The sequence below is a fragment of the Blastopirellula marina DSM 3645 genome, from assembly GCF_000153105.1.
Classification (GTDB): Bacteria; Planctomycetota; Planctomycetia; order Pirellulales; family Pirellulaceae; genus Blastopirellula; species Blastopirellula marina.
In genome coordinates this window covers 2,872,786-2,887,603 of record NZ_CH672376.1, presented here as the reverse complement: position 1 = coordinate 2,887,603, position 14,818 = coordinate 2,872,786, and the positions used below count along the sequence as shown (strand labels likewise).

General features: G+C 55.6%; 17 protein-coding genes and 1 tRNA gene. 16 read left to right on the top strand and 2 right to left on the bottom strand.

Translation table 11 applies throughout. The features are described 5' to 3' along the window. Nucleotide 1 precedes the first annotated feature (1 nt). From DSM3645_RS13690 to DSM3645_RS31345, 7 genes are all read left to right on the top strand, one after another. Nucleotides 2-385 (top strand): hypothetical protein, encoded by a 384-nt coding sequence (locus DSM3645_RS13690; protein WP_002652794.1) that lies wholly within the window; start codon nucleotides 2-4, stop codon nucleotides 383-385. 47 nt (nucleotides 386-432) lie between these two features. Next, nucleotides 433-1,224, top strand: coding sequence for a hypothetical protein (locus DSM3645_RS13685; protein ID WP_002652793.1), 792 nt, complete (start codon nucleotides 433-435; stop codon nucleotides 1,222-1,224). Nucleotides 1,225-1,523: 299 nt separating this feature from the next. Further along, complete coding sequence (locus tag DSM3645_RS13680) at nucleotides 1,524-2,966, top strand: hypothetical protein (RefSeq protein WP_131282554.1); 1,443 nt, start codon at nucleotides 1,524-1,526, stop codon at nucleotides 2,964-2,966. A gap of 369 nt (nucleotides 2,967-3,335) precedes the next feature. Beyond that, entirely contained in the window at nucleotides 3,336-3,878 is a 543-nt protein-coding gene (locus DSM3645_RS13675) for a hypothetical protein (RefSeq protein ID WP_002652790.1), read from the top strand. After that, a complete protein-coding gene (locus DSM3645_RS13670) occupies nucleotides 3,845-4,276 on the top strand; it encodes a hypothetical protein (RefSeq protein WP_002652789.1) in 432 nt (143 codons plus the stop codon). Before DSM3645_RS13675 ends, DSM3645_RS13670 begins: the two co-directional genes overlap by 34 nt. 239 nt (nucleotides 4,277-4,515) lie before the next feature. Continuing rightward, the gene (locus DSM3645_RS13665; RefSeq protein ID WP_161603338.1) at nucleotides 4,516-5,451 is read left to right on the top strand and encodes a hypothetical protein; all 936 of its coding nucleotides are present in this window, start codon (nucleotides 4,516-4,518) and stop codon (nucleotides 5,449-5,451) included. Between the two features lie 158 nt (nucleotides 5,452-5,609). Then, entirely contained in the window at nucleotides 5,610-5,975 is a 366-nt protein-coding gene (locus DSM3645_RS31345) for a hypothetical protein (RefSeq protein ID WP_237564813.1), read from the top strand. Between the two features lie 7 nt (nucleotides 5,976-5,982). Here DSM3645_RS31345 and DSM3645_RS30460 read toward each other — a convergent pair whose 3' ends face one another. Further along, the gene (locus DSM3645_RS30460; RefSeq protein WP_002652786.1) at nucleotides 5,983-6,141 is read right to left on the bottom strand and encodes a hypothetical protein; all 159 of its coding nucleotides are present in this window, start codon (nucleotides 6,139-6,141) and stop codon (nucleotides 5,983-5,985) included. A gap of 459 nt (nucleotides 6,142-6,600) precedes the next feature. Between DSM3645_RS30460 and DSM3645_RS13650 the strand changes: the two genes are divergently transcribed. The 5 genes from DSM3645_RS13650 (at nucleotide 6,601) to DSM3645_RS13625 (ending at nucleotide 10,956) form a co-directional block, all read left to right on the top strand. Then, nucleotides 6,601-7,314 carry a hypothetical protein gene (locus DSM3645_RS13650; RefSeq protein ID WP_040351833.1) on the top strand — a complete coding sequence of 238 codons (714 nt, stop codon included), beginning with the start codon at nucleotides 6,601-6,603 and terminating at the stop codon, nucleotides 7,312-7,314. A gap of 441 nt (nucleotides 7,315-7,755) precedes the next feature. Continuing rightward, complete coding sequence (locus DSM3645_RS13645) at nucleotides 7,756-8,376, top strand: hypothetical protein (protein WP_002652783.1); 621 nt, start codon at nucleotides 7,756-7,758, stop codon at nucleotides 8,374-8,376. Then, nucleotides 8,376-8,879: a hypothetical protein gene (locus DSM3645_RS13640; protein ID WP_002652782.1), complete on the top strand. Its 504-nt coding sequence runs from the start codon at nucleotides 8,376-8,378 to the stop codon at nucleotides 8,877-8,879. The genes DSM3645_RS13645 and DSM3645_RS13640 overlap by 1 nt, the downstream gene beginning before the upstream one ends. Further along, a complete protein-coding gene (locus DSM3645_RS13635; RefSeq protein ID WP_002652781.1) occupies nucleotides 8,876-9,208 on the top strand; it encodes a hypothetical protein in 333 nt (110 codons plus the stop codon). The genes DSM3645_RS13640 and DSM3645_RS13635 overlap by 4 nt, the downstream gene beginning before the upstream one ends. Before the next feature lie 452 nt (nucleotides 9,209-9,660). Further along, nucleotides 9,661-10,956, top strand: a complete 1,296-nt coding sequence (locus DSM3645_RS13625) for a tyrosine-type recombinase/integrase (RefSeq protein ID WP_002652779.1) — start codon at nucleotides 9,661-9,663, stop codon at nucleotides 10,954-10,956. 40 nt (nucleotides 10,957-10,996) lie between these two features. Here DSM3645_RS13625 and DSM3645_RS13620 read toward each other — a convergent pair. Further along, nucleotides 10,997-11,068: transfer RNA gene (locus DSM3645_RS13620), tRNA-Cys, on the bottom strand. Between the two features lie 308 nt (nucleotides 11,069-11,376). On the opposite strand from DSM3645_RS13620, the gene DSM3645_RS13610 reads away from it, so the two are divergent. The 4 genes from DSM3645_RS13610 to DSM3645_RS13595 all read left to right on the top strand — a co-directional run bounded on the left by DSM3645_RS13610 (nucleotide 11,377) and on the right by DSM3645_RS13595 (nucleotide 14,782). Beyond that, complete coding sequence (locus DSM3645_RS13610; RefSeq protein WP_131282551.1) at nucleotides 11,377-11,712, top strand: hypothetical protein; 336 nt, start codon at nucleotides 11,377-11,379, stop codon at nucleotides 11,710-11,712. 43 nt (nucleotides 11,713-11,755) lie between these two features. Next, a complete protein-coding gene (locus DSM3645_RS30455; protein ID WP_002652777.1) occupies nucleotides 11,756-12,079 on the top strand; it encodes an Hpt domain-containing protein in 324 nt (107 codons plus the stop codon). Nucleotides 12,080-12,555: 476 nt separating this feature from the next. After that, nucleotides 12,556-13,857 (top strand): diphosphate--fructose-6-phosphate 1-phosphotransferase, encoded by a 1,302-nt coding sequence (locus DSM3645_RS13600; protein WP_002652776.1) that lies wholly within the window; start codon nucleotides 12,556-12,558, stop codon nucleotides 13,855-13,857. Between the two features lie 55 nt (nucleotides 13,858-13,912). Continuing rightward, nucleotides 13,913-14,782 carry an HAD family hydrolase gene (locus DSM3645_RS13595; RefSeq protein WP_002652775.1) on the top strand — a complete coding sequence of 290 codons (870 nt, stop codon included), beginning with the start codon at nucleotides 13,913-13,915 and terminating at the stop codon, nucleotides 14,780-14,782. Nucleotides 14,783-14,818 lie beyond the last annotated feature (36 nt).

Genomic DNA, 14,818 nt, shown 5'->3' with positions numbered 1-14,818 from the left:
CATGGACGCACTTTTAGTGAGCTGCCAATGCGGCCACCAATTTGAAACGCCGATTTATAGCCAAGCGATACGGCAGGTGGCGAAACACAATTGCCCGCAGTGCCTATATCCAAACGCACTGGCGACGGCGCAGATGGTGACAAGTTCGACGCAATTGGCCGGCGCGTCTCATGCTCGGCAGTTGCCCCCAGCGGTACGGCAGGCCCCAGTCGCGAAACCAACCCCCAGACGATCCGCCACGGAACTTTGGGAAGAGAGCGTCGCGTCATTCGTGGCGAAGGGGATGAGCAAGATGCAAGCAGTTCGTGAGGTGGTCACCACGGTGCCGCAGCTGTACGAGCAGTACCTAACGGAATTCAACGCAAATCACGGCGGCAAACGGTAGTCGCCGATCACTTTTTTTGACAGGGAGTCACGACGCTATGAGTACGAATGCAACGACAATTCTGGAAGAGCTCAAGCAATTACGCGCCGGCGACGAGGAGGCGAGAGAGCGCGCCTACTGGGCATTGCTGCAAGATTGCTTGCTCGGCAAAAAAGGATGCGCTCGAAGTAGAAAGCGAGTGCGAGAATCTGGAAGTTCCGCTCGAGCAGTGGAAAGTGGATATCGAGTTCCTGCAGCAGTGGGAAGACAATCTCGCGGCGTCGCGGGAGCATGATCGGCTATTCGCTGAACACTCCGACGCGTGGGCCGCGGTTAAGGCATACGAGGCCGAAACCAAAGAGGTCGTCAAACAGCGCGCCAAGGAGTTCAAGCGATTGAAAGGGATTGCCACTAATTTGCGACTGGACACAAGCCGCGCCCAAGACGCTGGAGCCTTCCTAGTTCGCACCGCTGCGACGGCCGGGCGATTGGGGCGCCTGACGGGCATAGAGCAGCAAGTCGAAATGCTCACCAGTCGCCGTGAAGGACTGGCCACCGGTTTTGCAGAGGGAGAGGCCAGGGAACTGGAGCGACGAGAACACAAAGTTTCGCATCGGCAAGCGAATCCGGACAAGTACACCGCGGAAAGGGTCGAGTACGCCGAAACGGAACTGCAGACATTCAGGCCAGCGTATGACAAGCGAAAAGCGGAACTCGATCGCGAAGTCGCCAAGATCGATCAAGAGTTGGCGGAACTTCAAACGGAAAAAATGCGGATCGCCGCGGCAGTTGAAGAGTACCGCAAGGCACAGGCCAAGACCATAAAAATAGGTCAGGCGAAGAAAGCCGACCAAGCGTAGCGCCGGTTACGGTGGTAGGCGACATTGCCACCGTAACTCCCGGGGCGGCCGGCTTTTGATTCGGGCCGGTCGCCTTTTCTTTTATTCACTTCCAAGGGGTTTGAAATATGGGAACCAGAGGCGAAGTCAACGTCGTGCTGAAAGCAGACGAAGCGCCGGCGGTTGAAGCGTGGTTGCGTATGATTCGCCAAGGTCCGCAGGCGATGCATACCGAATTGGATAAGCTGAACCGCAAGGGAAAAACCAACAAGCGAACATGGGACGACTGGATGGGCGGCGTCGCCAAGGGAATGCCGCAAATGGTCGCGCAGTTTGCGGGGTTCAGTTCAATGTTGGGCGGAATCCATACGACAATTGGCCTAATCCGCAAAGAACTGGAGGCGGCGCAGGCAATTCGCCTTCAGGGAGTCGCGCAGCAACTAAGCGTTGGGACGGAAATGGGAAAGCTGCAGAACATGCTCCCCACCGACACCGACCTATCTATTGGCCAACTGATGAAGCGAGCCAAGAATGATAAGTCAGGCGTTCCGATGGCCGAAATTCTGGCGATGTACAATTCCGCCGCGTCGTCGGACGTGAACGCCAAGATGAGCGAGCGCGCCGACATTGTTGATGCTGTCTTGAGATACTACCCCTACGGCGATTCGGAAGAACGAAACCAACTCACATCGGCCGCACTTGCGACTTACAAGATCAAAGAGTTTGGAGGCACGCCCGGTGAACACGTTGCAATGCACCTGCAAGCGCTGGGCTACTCTCGCCAGACAAGCCCGGGAGACTGGGCGAAAACTGGAGCGCCGACGATTGCGAAACTGGCGGCAATTGGCAGCAACAAAGACGACCCCCGGTTCCTCGAGGCGCTTTTCGCTGGCGTGTCGCTTCGCGCCGAAGATCCCACCGGGAGAACGACGGCGAATTCTCTCATGACATCGATGACGCAGTTGCGATCGGAAACGGAAGACATCATGCCCGATGCAAGTATCGAGGACCGATTGAACTGGATGCGGGGAGGGAGCGAGCGAGCAAACAAAACTCGCGCGAAGATACTGGGACCGTTCGCCGATCCTGAAGCAATGGATGCCTATGAAAAGTCTGGCGGAAATCTCGAACTGCTTTCGATGGATATGCGAGCCAGAGCAAGCCACGTTATCCCTGTCAGCGAAGTATTCTCACCGGAAGACAATCTTACTAAGCAGATGATCAACACCGCGCGTGAGGGCATGCTAGGCCCTACGCCGGAAGCCGTTAATTTTCTAGAGCAGAGACGGCAAGAGCTAAACTCACAACCGGAAATGGTCGCTCTGCAAGTTCAGCGTGCGATGGATGACTTCGAGCAAGATCTGCAATCCGATCCTGCAGAAGCCATTCGCGGGATGATTATCGAGAAAATGAAAACGCTTGATAAACGCGCCGGTGGCAGCGCCGTAATTGGCGAGTACGAATCGCTCTTGATGCAACTATCCGACGGCGGAAGTCTCGAGGAAGAATTGGGCGGATTCGAAGGAACGGTTCGCGGCAAGGCTTGGCGAAAACGTCAACCGATAGTTCACCAAGGGCCGGGCGGCGGCATGGAAGCGCCATCACCACGCGATATTGATATCTCTAATCGCCTATCTGAATTGGCCGACATGTTGCAGACGATCAACGAGACTCTCATGAGCAACGCTGACAGGCCGCAGAAGGTGGAAGTCGCCGGACCAGAGAGACCGGGCATATCTCCGCTGGGAGGATTGTCGGAATAGGTGGGGCATAGTCGGGGGCGCCCCGGGGGAGCATGCCGTCGACCTAATCGATTCGCAAAATGCTGTGCACCATATCGACGACCTGCACGCAACCCGCTTGCATCACCAACAACCAGAAGCGACGCGACGGAAAGGAGAACGGGACCGATGAGCCGACGAACAACTGAACCGAAGACGCGCGGCGAAAGTGACGCGTTTGATATGCCAGTCGCAAACTTACTTGACGTGCAAAGTATCGACGTAAGTCTAGAAACTTCGCGGGTCCTTCCCAGGGGGGTGGGGGCCGCTGAGGGTAAGGCACCGCGTCACTTTTGCACACATAACGATAATTTGCACACTAATGACGCCTCCTTCCCCTAAGCCCGAGTTATGCCCAAAAACACGAATCAAACCGATGAAAACGGCGAAATCATCGTCGACACGCAGGCCAGAGCGGCGGCGTTCTTTGGGGTGAATCCCCGCACGATCAAGGAATGGCGACGACGTGGGGCTCCTGTGATCGAAACCGGCATAGCGAACGCCCCATACCGCTACGCGTTGGGTGCAATCTCTCAATGGCTGATCGCCGAGCGTGAGGCCCAAGCCGCAAAAGAGGCCCCGAGTGCGTCAGGCAGCGATCTGGAGCGTCAGAAGCTACAGGAACAAGTTCGCGCGCTGCAGTTGGGGAACGACCTGCGCCAGACCAAGTACGTCCGGCTCGTCAACACGCTGGTTTGCCGCAAAGCAGTCGAGAAGACGTTTAAGTGGTCCTGTGACAAGATCCGCAATCGGTGCGAAAGTCTGCCGAGTGAAATTGTCGCTACCATGCCCGCCAAGTATCGCGACGACCTGCAGGAAGAGGCGGCACATTTAATTGGACTCATTCTAAAGGAATTGAAATGCGTTTCAGTCAAAACGTTGGAAACAGCCTAGAAATCGACGGACCCCGCGCAATCCGCGTCGTGGCGTACCTATTCGGCAACCGCGGCATGGTGGAGCATATCCGCACGCAGTTGACCGAGTACCCACCCGAAGACGTAAAGACGTTTCTCCATCTTCAAATCAGCTTGCTGGACCGAGCGCCGCAAGTATTCGACGCGATGCGGGATCACTTCGCGGCCGGTCACGACGTACCCGACGACCTGGACTTCACCGGCGCCGATGCCTGGTGGTTTCTGCAGGCGGTGCTTCCCGAGATCGCCGAACAGTTTGCGGCAGATGTCACCGCGCGCGGGTTCGGCGACGTCTGCATGGAGATCATCGATTCGCAGGATCCGCCCGAGGTGTTACGGGAGCTGTTTTTGAAGAGCGGGAAGTATCTAGCGGGCTGATTGGTCCAAGATCGCCGGCCAACGCCAGAAGGGGCTTAAAGCCGCGTGCACGAGATCCAGGCTGACGAGACGTTGGGACGCATGATCGCGCTGGCGGAGCGTACGCGGCGGGGGCTGGACATTTAATTGCTAGATAGCGCAGGATGTTTTGAAGTCGATAATTTGTTGCGTGCGGCAGTTGCCTTAGATATAACGTCCTTCCCGAGATCTCACCACAAATGATGACGAATGGGGACAACGTGAAGGCAACGATAGTAGGCTTTACCATAGAAACGAATACGCCGGTAACGCTGGCTGATCTTTGGTCGCATCTTGCGAAACAACCAAAGGAGCATGAATACCGCAAGGCAAGACGAGTGCTCTACTTGGCCATCGAGGATGGTCATGCGATTGGGCTAATGCTCACTACGAAATCACATAAGAAGGCATGCGAACTGGTCAGTGAGGGCGGGAAGCTTAATATTTCGATCACAAAGTCGGCGGCGAACGCTGAGCGAGTAGATTTCAACTTCATCATCATTCGACTATCGTCCAATCGAGGCCTCTACTTGCAATATCGCGGTTCGTGGAGCATGAACGCGTTTGGTGACTTTCTTCAAAAGCAGTTTTCGGAATTGGTAGCTACCCAGAAGGAGAAGGCGTTTAAGGCATCGGGGGCGACGGTTGCCAGCAAGAAAGGAAAGCAAGTCCGGGATCTTTACAAGCGGCCAAATCTAGATCTGACTCTTATGGTACGCAAGGAAAAGTTTAGGACACTTCTTCAGCAGATGAAAAAAATCAGAAGCTTCGAATTTCCGCTGATGAAGTTAACGATGGATGACAACATTTTCACGCCCCTGAGTGGAAGCGTCAAATCAGAACGCCATAAGATTACCTTTCTCGGTGAGGCAGGGAAAAGTGGAATTGTACAGGGTATTTTGAACGTCATTAATTCCGCTGGCATTGAGACTGGGACTGTTCATGGGAGGGATGCTGGCGACCTGGAAACACATATTGATATCGTGAACAATCCAGATGTGTATCACTTCTTTAACTTTGACGACATTGCTGACGAGCAGAATCTCGATTTGGATGACTTCAAGTCGTCAAAACTGCTTCAGACTATGAGGGGCTTACTTGATGCGAATGAGGAGGTTTTCGGAAAACACTCTCCAGACGAAAGCGAAGAAGAATGAGCGATCTCCATAGCTTAATATTGAGTATCTGGCCGACACCTGAGTTTCAACAGTGGTTTATTGATTGCTATAGAGACGCGATAAGATCGAGCATGTTCACCGGCTTCTTGTCGCTTAGTGGATTCTTGCTGTCCGCTACCACTTTCATAGTCATTCAAATGAAGAATGAAGTCTTTGATCGACCGGAATATCTTGAACGATATCGCGTGAGTCAAAAGCATGCTTCAAAGTCCAATTCAAAGTCGACTGTGTATGGTCCTCTCAAGCGATTGAGCAAAATACTCACCTCAACCATTTGCATTTCACTTTTTGCATCCGTTGCTCAGATTACAATCGGCCTGATCGGAACTTTTGAGACCGTATTGTTTTGCTACTCAGTCGCGCTAATAGCCATAGGGTTTGTTTTTTTCGTACTCTGGCTTATCGCATGCAATTTGAGCGCATGGTTCAAGGACCTTGATGAAAGGGCTGAAGATAAACTCGCTGCTTCAAGTTCCGGCGGTTCAGTCTTGAAGTCCAACTAGGCTCAATTCATCCCCGTTGTCGTCGCAATTCCAGCAGAATCTCAAGCTGCGCAACCAGCATCACCAAGGCAAAGAACACACCCAGCAACACGACAGCCGCGGCGATCGCAACCGGACCGGCGAACATGGTGCTGTTGAAGTCGATCGCCGACGGTTTGGCAATCATGGCGTTGACTCGCCATCCCGCTGAAGGATCAAGTTCTTGCATCGAGACAGGCGGACGTCGACGAGAAAGTCTGGCGAGTTCTCTTTCAGATTTCCAATATTCCAAGACTCAAACCTTGCCGTCTTCATCTGCCCGTCAATCGAAAGTTTTACGCTTACCGACACGCCGTGCTTTTCCTGATCGCGAGAGACTTCCAACTCGTCAACGTCTGGATTGCTACTCCACCAATGGTTCACGGCGGCAGTTACGCGGTTTATCCAGTCTTCTAGATCGTCCATGGCGGTTGCTCCAGTGGAACAGCAGAAAAGCCGGGGCGGTCCTTTTCGCGTTGTGTCGACGCGTCAAAACTCTGAGTAGGAGCGACCGCCCCAGCAAGGGACAGGATAACCCGCCCAAAAGTGGGAAGCAAGTTCTGGCGTTTATGGGACTGACGAGGGAGAATCGGGGCGGAGAAAAAACATGAAAGACAGCCTATTCCCCTACGCAGTAGCCGGCGCCGTCATGCTGGGCATCGTGGCCGTAGTCGCAACGGTCCTTTTCGTTGGTCCGGTCGGCAAGCCAGCGCCCGAACCATCGCAAGCAACCACGGCCAGGGCGCCGGAAGTCTCGTTTCCCGCCGAAGTGGATTTGATCGAACTGGAAGAGCCGGTAAAGGCCTCAACGCCACGCACCGAAAAGAAAGTGACGATCTTTCTACCGCAGCCGATCACGACCGAGGAGCAATTTAAGAAGGCCAAGATCGAAGCCGATGCGCGGATTATTCAACTGCGCGAGATTACCGAATTCGTGAACAAGGAAAACGGAATCAACCTCCCCATAAAGGACGCGGTTTACCGGCTGGGCGATTGCTACGTGATTCCCATGCCGACCGGGTATGAAAAGTATTACGGCGACGGCGTTATGGTTCGCCAACACGTCATTTCGGACAAATTGGCGTACATAAATCTATTCCTTGACGGGGTGGGAATTCTGAACATCAAGTTGCATGACGATGATTTGATGCAGATTACCTACAATAACAAAAAGACCGGCGAAGAAGCGATGCTTCGCATCGATCGCGGAAAGGTATACGGAGGTGCGGGCGATATAACCAACGCCCTGGAAGCGGCCAAGTATGCGCAAGATTGCATGGAAGAGTTCCTGACTGCCAGCCGGTTGAATCGGAGCGAATGAGCGGCTGTGGGTCGATGGGGACCAATTGGTCCAGTGATGCAAAAAAGTAATAGCTACGCCATCTACGATGACTTCCATGCATTCCCCCATGGGCGAAAAGGGAATCCCGGTTGACCTGCTGGGGGTGAGATGCGATATTCCGGGCTCCTGATTTGGTCGTAAAGCCTGAGAATTTTACGAATCAAACCACCTTCGAAATTCAGGAAAAACCAATGTTTGAACGTTCAAACAGGGCAATAGCCCGATTCATCGTATGCCATCAAACCTTATCTGTGAGGTGCCATAGGGCGCTGAGAGACGGCGGCATGCTCTGTTCGAAGCAGGGCCTCAGCGGTGAGTCGGGCTTTTGCCGTTACGGGACGTACAAACCAAAGGGGAGTCATGGCCAATGGGTCACGGCTCCCCTTTTTCGTGCGCGCGTCCCGAGGAAGGGACATTCCTATGTCTTCTGCAACTCTTGCAAAACGATCGACGAAGAAGAGCGGCCCTAAGAAGGCCAAGACGGACCCAGCCCCGGCGAAGTTGTCACCGCCGATCGAGCAACTTTGGTACGCCGACGAAATGCTTTGTAGTGATGGCCGATTCTTTCGGCGCTACCATTACTTTTCGCACACGGACAAGATCGGCAAGATGTTCGACCTGCCGAACAATGCGCGCGTTCTGTTGGGCAACGGTAGCGTTTCGCAAGAGACGCTGGCATGCGATCCACCGGCGGCCGCGATCATCTTTGCGGATATCACAATCAGTAAATGGTTGTGGGCCTCTATTCAGATCTCGAGCTTCTACGCCACCCGGAAAGAAGCCGAGGCCGATCTCGATGATGATGGAACGAAATTCAGATCGAAAACAGAGCATTATTTCGTCGTCGATGTCGATCGAAACGGAATGCCGCTGCAATCGGAAGTCGACCGCCTACGCCCGATCGTCTTGGAGAAAATCGAAGCGGAAACAAAGCGGACCGCAAAGCTGGAAAAGGACCGAGCGCGGCGTGATTCGGCTCGAGCCAAGAAGGCAGCGGCGACCCGACGCAAGAACCGCCAAGCGGTGAAAGGGGGTGCGTAATGCTCACGCAAGCTAAAACCACCCCACCGCCCCTGGATATTCGCACTTTCTTCAATCGCCTGAATCGCGCCGTGGGCGGTCAGATGACCGTTCGCATAACGGCCGATGCTGAGGACCTGGAGAACGACGAAATAGCCGTTGTCTGCTGGGACAACATGAAGCACTTTGCCGGCATCCAAGTTCATTTCAACCGGGAAGGCGGAGTCTGGTTGCCTGTCGGCGGCGACGGGATGATCGCCGAACTTGAAAAGCGAATCGGTCAACTGCAAGTGCTGCTGGACGCGATGCACGATGTCGATAGTCAGCCCCAGGCTCCCGGCGACGTGTATCTCGTCATGGCCGGCGACAAGTGTATTCGTTGCAGCCTGGACCACGACAGCGCCGTAAACATGGCTCTTGGCTATAACAGCCTGGAACGGATCAATCGGCCAATCGCTCGCGTCGTCTTGTTTGACACGTTGACGCGGACGATGACCGAACTGACGGAAGGGGGTGACGCATGAACGGCACCACCACCAAAACGCCACAGGAACTTCTGGCCGACCAATTGACCAGCGCGACCGACGGCGTTTTAGGCTTTCACTTTGAACCGTTCTGGACGATGGACGACGAGCAGGGCCAAGAGATCCCCGCAACCAAAGGCCACACGTTCTACGTCTGCGCTGACGTTGCCGGCGATATTATCGACGATTGGTTCTGCGACCTGGACGGGCCGATTCTCGATCAAGCGATAGAGCGGTTCGAGCAACGGGCTTGCGTCCTGATGGACATCATCAACGGGCTGCATGACGCCCAGTTGGAAGCGGTCACGGTGAAAGGGGGTGAAGCATGATCGCCAACCAAGCACCGCCTAGCGACTGCCTGACGCCGCGTGGGCAAACCAGACGTAAGAACTGGACCGAGAAAGCCGGCCTATCGTGGCAAGTCGTAGCGCTCCACAACGGTAACGCTGTTTGCATCGTTAGGAACATTAGGCGAGAGACAGCCGAGGCGATAGCCACGGTTCTGAACGGCGACGACTCCGCGCCAATTGTTTTCGCGTGCCAGATGGGACCGAGCAATATCGACCCTGACGCAATCCGAGTGCTGGCGTTATCAGGCGGCGTTCGCTTGACCAGACAGGAAAGCAACCTGCTGCGAATCGGGTAGGCGTCAATCGTAAAACCCGCAGCGGTTTGCCGGATGGCGCATTCCGCTTAACGCAGTAGAATTGCACATGCCGAAGCAATGAAGCATCGGCCACCACGCCAGGGACGGCGCTTTTCCTTTTTGGGAGCGCGACGCGTGGAAGATATCAAGGTTTTGATAACCCAGCGGGACGACCGCAAATTCTGGCAAGCGTACTACGTCGACCCGATCACCGGGAAGCAGAAGTTCAAGTCCACCGGCGAGACGAGCAAGCGGGAAGCGGAACGAGCCGCGGCCAAGTGGGAACAGGATCTTCGAGAGGGCCGCTACAAGGCGCCATCCAAGGTTACGTGGGAAGAATTCCGCGAACGCTTCGAAACGCAGCACGTCGCCTCTCTGGCCAATTCTACCGGCAGGCGATACAGCACCGCCCTAAACGTCTTCGAGAACACGACGCCGGTCAATCGGCTGCGAGACGTTGACGCCAAGCGGCTAAGTCAATTCCAGACCGCCCTGAGAGCCAAGGGAACAGCCGAGGCCACGATCGCCGCCCAACTGCGGCACGTCAAAGCGGCGCTACGCTGGGCGCACGACATGGGGCTGATACCGACGGTCCCCAAAATCAAAATGCCCAAGCGCGTCAAAGGGGCGTCGATGATGAAGGGCAGGGCGATCACGGCGGAAGAATTCGACCGCATGGTGGTCAAGATCCGCACCGGGCTTTACGTCGATCCGGACGCTGACAAGAAGCAGGCCGAGAAAAAGCGGAAACTCAAGCCCAAGCCGGCGCCGACGGCCGAAGAGTTGGCGGCGGTCCGGGCGATCGAAGCGGCGGTAGTCGCCTCGTGGGAACATTTCCTGCGCGGTCTCTGGCTATCCGGTCTGCGACTGGGCGAATCCCTGAATCTATTTTGGGACGGCGCCGAGGGGATTATCGCCGACCTGGACCGACGGTTCCCGATCATGGTCATCCCCGCCGAGGCCGAAAAGGGGAACAAGGACCGCTTGCTCCCGATCACTCCGGACTTTGCCCGATTTCTGGCCGAGACGCCGCGAGAGCAGCGGACAGGCCGCGTATTCGGTCCGCTGACGCGCGACGCCAAAATGGTGATGCTGAACCAAAACCGGATCGGGGCGAGAATCACCGCGATCGGGAAAGCGGCAGGCGTCAAAGTGAAGGACGACGGAAAAGAAACAAAGTTCGCCAGCGCTCACGACATGCGGCGAGCGTTTGGGCATCGGTGGTCCAAGAAGGTCATGCCGGCAGTTCTCAAAGAGTTGATGCGTCACGAAGCGATCCAGACCACCATGTCGTACTACGTGGGCCAGAACGCCGAAAGCATCGCCAATCAGTTATGGGCGGCCGACGATGGGAAAAATGCTGCCAGTGATGGCAAGAATGAACACTTTTCTGAACAGTCGCCAAATTCGGCAAATTCTACCGGCGCATGAAAAAACCCCAAACTATTATCTAGCATGGGGTTAGATCAAGAGGCGCCGCCCGGATTCGAACCGGGGATGGTGGATTTGCAATCCACTGCCTTAGCCACTTGGCTACGGCGCCGTGTCATTTGTATTCACGCAAACTTAGGGAAACTGCTTTCGCTGGTCAAGTGGCGGTAGCAGTTCCGATCGTAACGATTGATTCGTTCGCGATAAGTTTCAATATCGGCGTCATGATCGTTCAGCTTGATCTAAATGTTACGAAAGTTACCAGCGGCGCCGTTTCGCTGTGCGGACTAACAGGACAAGCGGCGAGAAGTTTGATCGCGCCGCGTGATAAAGTTCGAAATTAGAGATGCGTTAAACCGGCGCCAAGCCGTGAGCGACGCACTTATCCTTCAAACTGCCTAAACAAAGGAGGGGAACGCCATGGATTGGTTGAACCCTTGGGGAAGAACACGACGTCGCATGGTTGCTGAATTGTCGGCCAAAATCGCCACCTCGGCGATTCCCTTGGTCCGGCGCCGTCTGGATGACGAATGCCGTGACATGTCAGACGCCGAATTTCGTGGATTTGTTCGCGCTCGCGCCGCACAGGCCATCCATCTCGAGCTCGACAAAATCCGGGGCGCCGAGCGCCACCTGGTAATTCGTCATCGCGAGCGACTGTTTGAAGCCGCATTGTCGCTGATGCTCGTCTCCGAACTTTTGAAACCGACCGTCGAGCAATCGCGCGACCTCATTCGTCTCGCCAAGGCGGCGTAAGCGATTACGTTCTCGCCCAAAATCCTAACAGGAGCCGTTTACCTTGGCCGATACCCATTTGCCCGATATCTCGGGCATGTCGCTCCGGATTGCGTTTAATAATGTCCGCGTCCAAAAATTTTTGGACGGTCTGACGCCTCACATCGACGACCTGGTCGCCGCCGTCAAAGAAAAAAACTGGTCCGAAGCGGGCCGCTTGAGTCACTTTATCTATCGCTGCAGCGAAGTCTACGGATATCCGGAGATCGCCGAAATCGCCGGCTCGGTCTGCAACGCCGCAGCCGGGGGAGACAAACAGCAAGCGGGGAGACATGTGCTGAAGTTGCTGGGGGCCTATGCGCGGGCAGGGCGATCGACGCCGGTCTAGAAAGAAAAAGCGGAAACGGGAAAGCCGAGAGCGGAACATGAACGGTGCAGGGCGATTCGATCGTCGTCCCCGATCCCCCAGCCGCATCGTTTCCGCCCCCTCTCTCATATTCGCCGATCCGCACTTCCAGCAACGACCACCACCTTCTTGCACCGCTTTCCGCTTTCCGCTTTCCGCTTTCCGCTTTCCGCTTTCCGCTTTCCGCTTTCCGCTTTCCGCTTTCCGCTTTCCGCTTTCCGCTTTCCGCTTTCCGCCCCAACCGGGGTCCTCTCCCCCGATTTTCACCCTCTTCTTGGGCTAATCCCCCAATCTCCTCCCCAATCGCGCTATCTTCGGCGCTTGCCTGGGTTCTCTCGCCCCTAATTGTCCGGTTCTTTTTACTCGACTAAAATTGGCGGTTTTGTCGCGGCTCACTCTTCACCCAGAGGAGCGAGCGGCGCGAATTTCTTACGCCCCTTTGCTGCCCGAGTTACGAAATGAGCGCTCCCAAGAATATGATCGTCGCCCAAAGCGGCGGACCGAGTCCAGTGATCAACAATACGCTGCGCGGCATCATCGAGATGGCCAGCGACCTGGACAACATCGGTACCGTCTACGGAGCGCATCACGGTATCGAAGGGGTGCTGAAAGAAGAGCTGATCAATCTTTCGGATCAGCCGGCCGACGAAATCTCACTGCTTCGCTACACGCCGGCCGCCGGCTCGATCGGCACTTGCCGCTACAAGTTGAAGGATTGGCAGAACGAAGATTTCGACCGCGTGATCGAAGTCTTCAAAGCCCATAACATCGGCTATTTTATCTACATCGGCGGCAACGACTCGATGGACACCGCCAACAAGATGGCGTTGATGGCCCAAGAGCGGGGGCTGGATCTGATCGGTATCGGCGGACCGAAAACGATTGATAATGACGTCGGCGATAGCGAGTTCAAGCTGATCGATCACACGCCGGGCTACGCGTCGACCGCGAAGTACTGGATGCACATGGTGCAGTACGCCAACGAAGAAAACCAAGGGAGCAGCCCTGCCGATCCGGTGCTGGTGATGCAAGCGATGGGGCGCAAGATCGGATACATTCCGGCGGCGGCGCGTCTGGCCGATCCCCATCGCGAAATGCCGCTGCAGATCTATCTGGCCGAATCCCCCTGTTCGCTGGAAGAGCTGCACCAGAACGTCAATGAGCAGCTGAAAAAAGATGGCCGCTGCATGGTCGTCATCAGCGAAGGCTTTAACGTCGGCGACATCGGCGAAGTGAAAGACTCGTTCGGACACACTTCGTTCAGTTCGAGCCAGATCACGGTCGCCCAAACCGTGACCAACTATCTCAATCAAAATGGGCTGGCCGCCAAAGGCGCCGCTCGCTGCAACGTTTCCGGCACCGACCAGCGCCACGCGATGGCGTACGCATCGAGCGTCGACCTGGACGAAGCCTATCACGCCGGCCAAACGGCAGCGCTGCTGGCTTCAAAGCGGGAGTCGGGCTTTATGTCGACCATCTTGCGAAACGACGGCCCCGTCTATAGCGTTCGCTACGACAAAGCCCCGCTGGCCGAAGTCGCCAACAGCGAACGGACGTTCCCCAAAGAATGGATCACCGCCAACGGCTATGATGTGACCGATGACTTTATTCGCTACGCCAAGCCGTTGCTGGGCGAAGGAATGGTTTCGCTGCCGATGATTGACGGCCGCCAGCGGATGACCCGGCTGCAGCCGATGTTCGCCGACCAGAAACTAGCCGCTTACGTGCCGCAAGCCGATCGCCAGAAGGCGCCGAAATAACCGGCTGATTTTGGCGTTTTCACCCAGTCACCCACCCCAAAAGTGATTTACGACGATGACCTATCAAATTGAACCGAGCAAAAAATTCCTCGTTGGCATCGACTCGGACGGCTGCGTCTTTGACACGATGGAACTGAAGCACAAAGAGTGCTTCATTCCCAACATCATCAATTACTACGAGCTGCAGGGCGTTAGCAAGTACGCTCGGGAAGCGGCCGAGTTCGTTAATCTCTACTCGAAGAGCCGCGGCATCAATCGCTTTCCGGCGTTGATTGAAGCGCTCGAATGGCTCGGCAAACGTCCCGAGGTCAAAGCTCGCGGCTACGAGATCAAGATTCCGCAATCGATCGCGCAGTGGGTCAAAGAAGAAACGAAGCTCGGCAATCCGGCCCTCGAGAAGAAAGTGGCCGAAACCGGCGACGCCGAACTGAAGCATTGCCTCGAGTGGTCAGTCGCCGTCAACGACATGATCGCCGGGATGGTTCGCGGAGTTCCGCCGTTTCCGTACGTTCGCCAATCGCTCGAGAAGCTGAAAGATAGCGCCGACATGCTGGTCGTTTCGGCCACGCCCAACGAAGCGCTCGAAGCGGAGTGGTCTGAGCATGATCTGTCGAAGTACGTCACCTCGATTTGCGGCCAGGAAGCTGGCAATAAAAAGGAGACTCTGACCAACGCGACCAAGTACGCCGAAAATCATACGTTGATGATCGGCGACGCTCCCGGCGACTACGCCGCCGCCAAAGCGAACAACTGCCTCTTCTACCCGATCAATCCGGGCGACGAAGAAAACAGCTGGAAACGTTTTGAAGCCGAAGCCATCGACAAGTTCCTCAGCGGACAGTTCGCCGGCGCCTATCAAAAGGCGCTGCTGGACGAGTTCGATCGCTACTTGCCTTCGCGTCCCAGCTGGCCCGTTGAAGATTAACGAACACCGCGAATTTGAAGTTTCCGCCAGCAGCGC

Excerpts from the sequence above, each read along its gene's own strand:
- DSM3645_RS13690 (WP_002652794.1), top strand. The coding sequence starts at position 2 with ATGGACGCACTTTTAGTGAGCTGCCAATGCGGCCACCAATTTGAAACG.
- DSM3645_RS13685 (WP_002652793.1), top strand. The coding sequence starts at position 433 with ATGCAACGACAATTCTGGAAGAGCTCAAGCAATTACGCGCCGGCGACG.
- DSM3645_RS13680 (WP_131282554.1), top strand. The coding sequence starts at position 1,524 with ATGGTCGCGCAGTTTGCGGGGTTCAGTTCAATGTTGGGCGGAATCCAT.
- DSM3645_RS13675 (WP_002652790.1), top strand. The coding sequence starts at position 3,336 with ATGCCCAAAAACACGAATCAAACCGATGAAAACGGCGAAATCATCGTC.
- DSM3645_RS13670 (WP_002652789.1), top strand. The coding sequence starts at position 3,845 with ATGCGTTTCAGTCAAAACGTTGGAAACAGCCTAGAAATCGACGGACCC.
- DSM3645_RS31345 (WP_237564813.1), top strand. The coding sequence starts at position 5,610 with ATGAAGAATGAAGTCTTTGATCGACCGGAATATCTTGAACGATATCGC.
- DSM3645_RS30460 (WP_002652786.1), bottom strand. The coding sequence starts at position 6,141 with ATGATTGCCAAACCGTCGGCGATCGACTTCAACAGCACCATGTTCGCC.
- DSM3645_RS13650 (WP_040351833.1), top strand. The coding sequence starts at position 6,601 with ATGAAAGACAGCCTATTCCCCTACGCAGTAGCCGGCGCCGTCATGCTG.
- DSM3645_RS13645 (WP_002652783.1), top strand. The coding sequence starts at position 7,756 with ATGTCTTCTGCAACTCTTGCAAAACGATCGACGAAGAAGAGCGGCCCT.
- DSM3645_RS13640 (WP_002652782.1), top strand. The coding sequence starts at position 8,376 with ATGCTCACGCAAGCTAAAACCACCCCACCGCCCCTGGATATTCGCACT.
- DSM3645_RS13635 (WP_002652781.1), top strand. The coding sequence starts at position 8,876 with ATGAACGGCACCACCACCAAAACGCCACAGGAACTTCTGGCCGACCAA.
- DSM3645_RS13610 (WP_131282551.1), top strand. The coding sequence starts at position 11,377 with ATGGATTGGTTGAACCCTTGGGGAAGAACACGACGTCGCATGGTTGCT.
- DSM3645_RS13600 (WP_002652776.1), top strand. The coding sequence starts at position 12,556 with ATGAGCGCTCCCAAGAATATGATCGTCGCCCAAAGCGGCGGACCGAGT.
- DSM3645_RS13595 (WP_002652775.1), top strand. The coding sequence starts at position 13,913 with ATGACCTATCAAATTGAACCGAGCAAAAAATTCCTCGTTGGCATCGAC.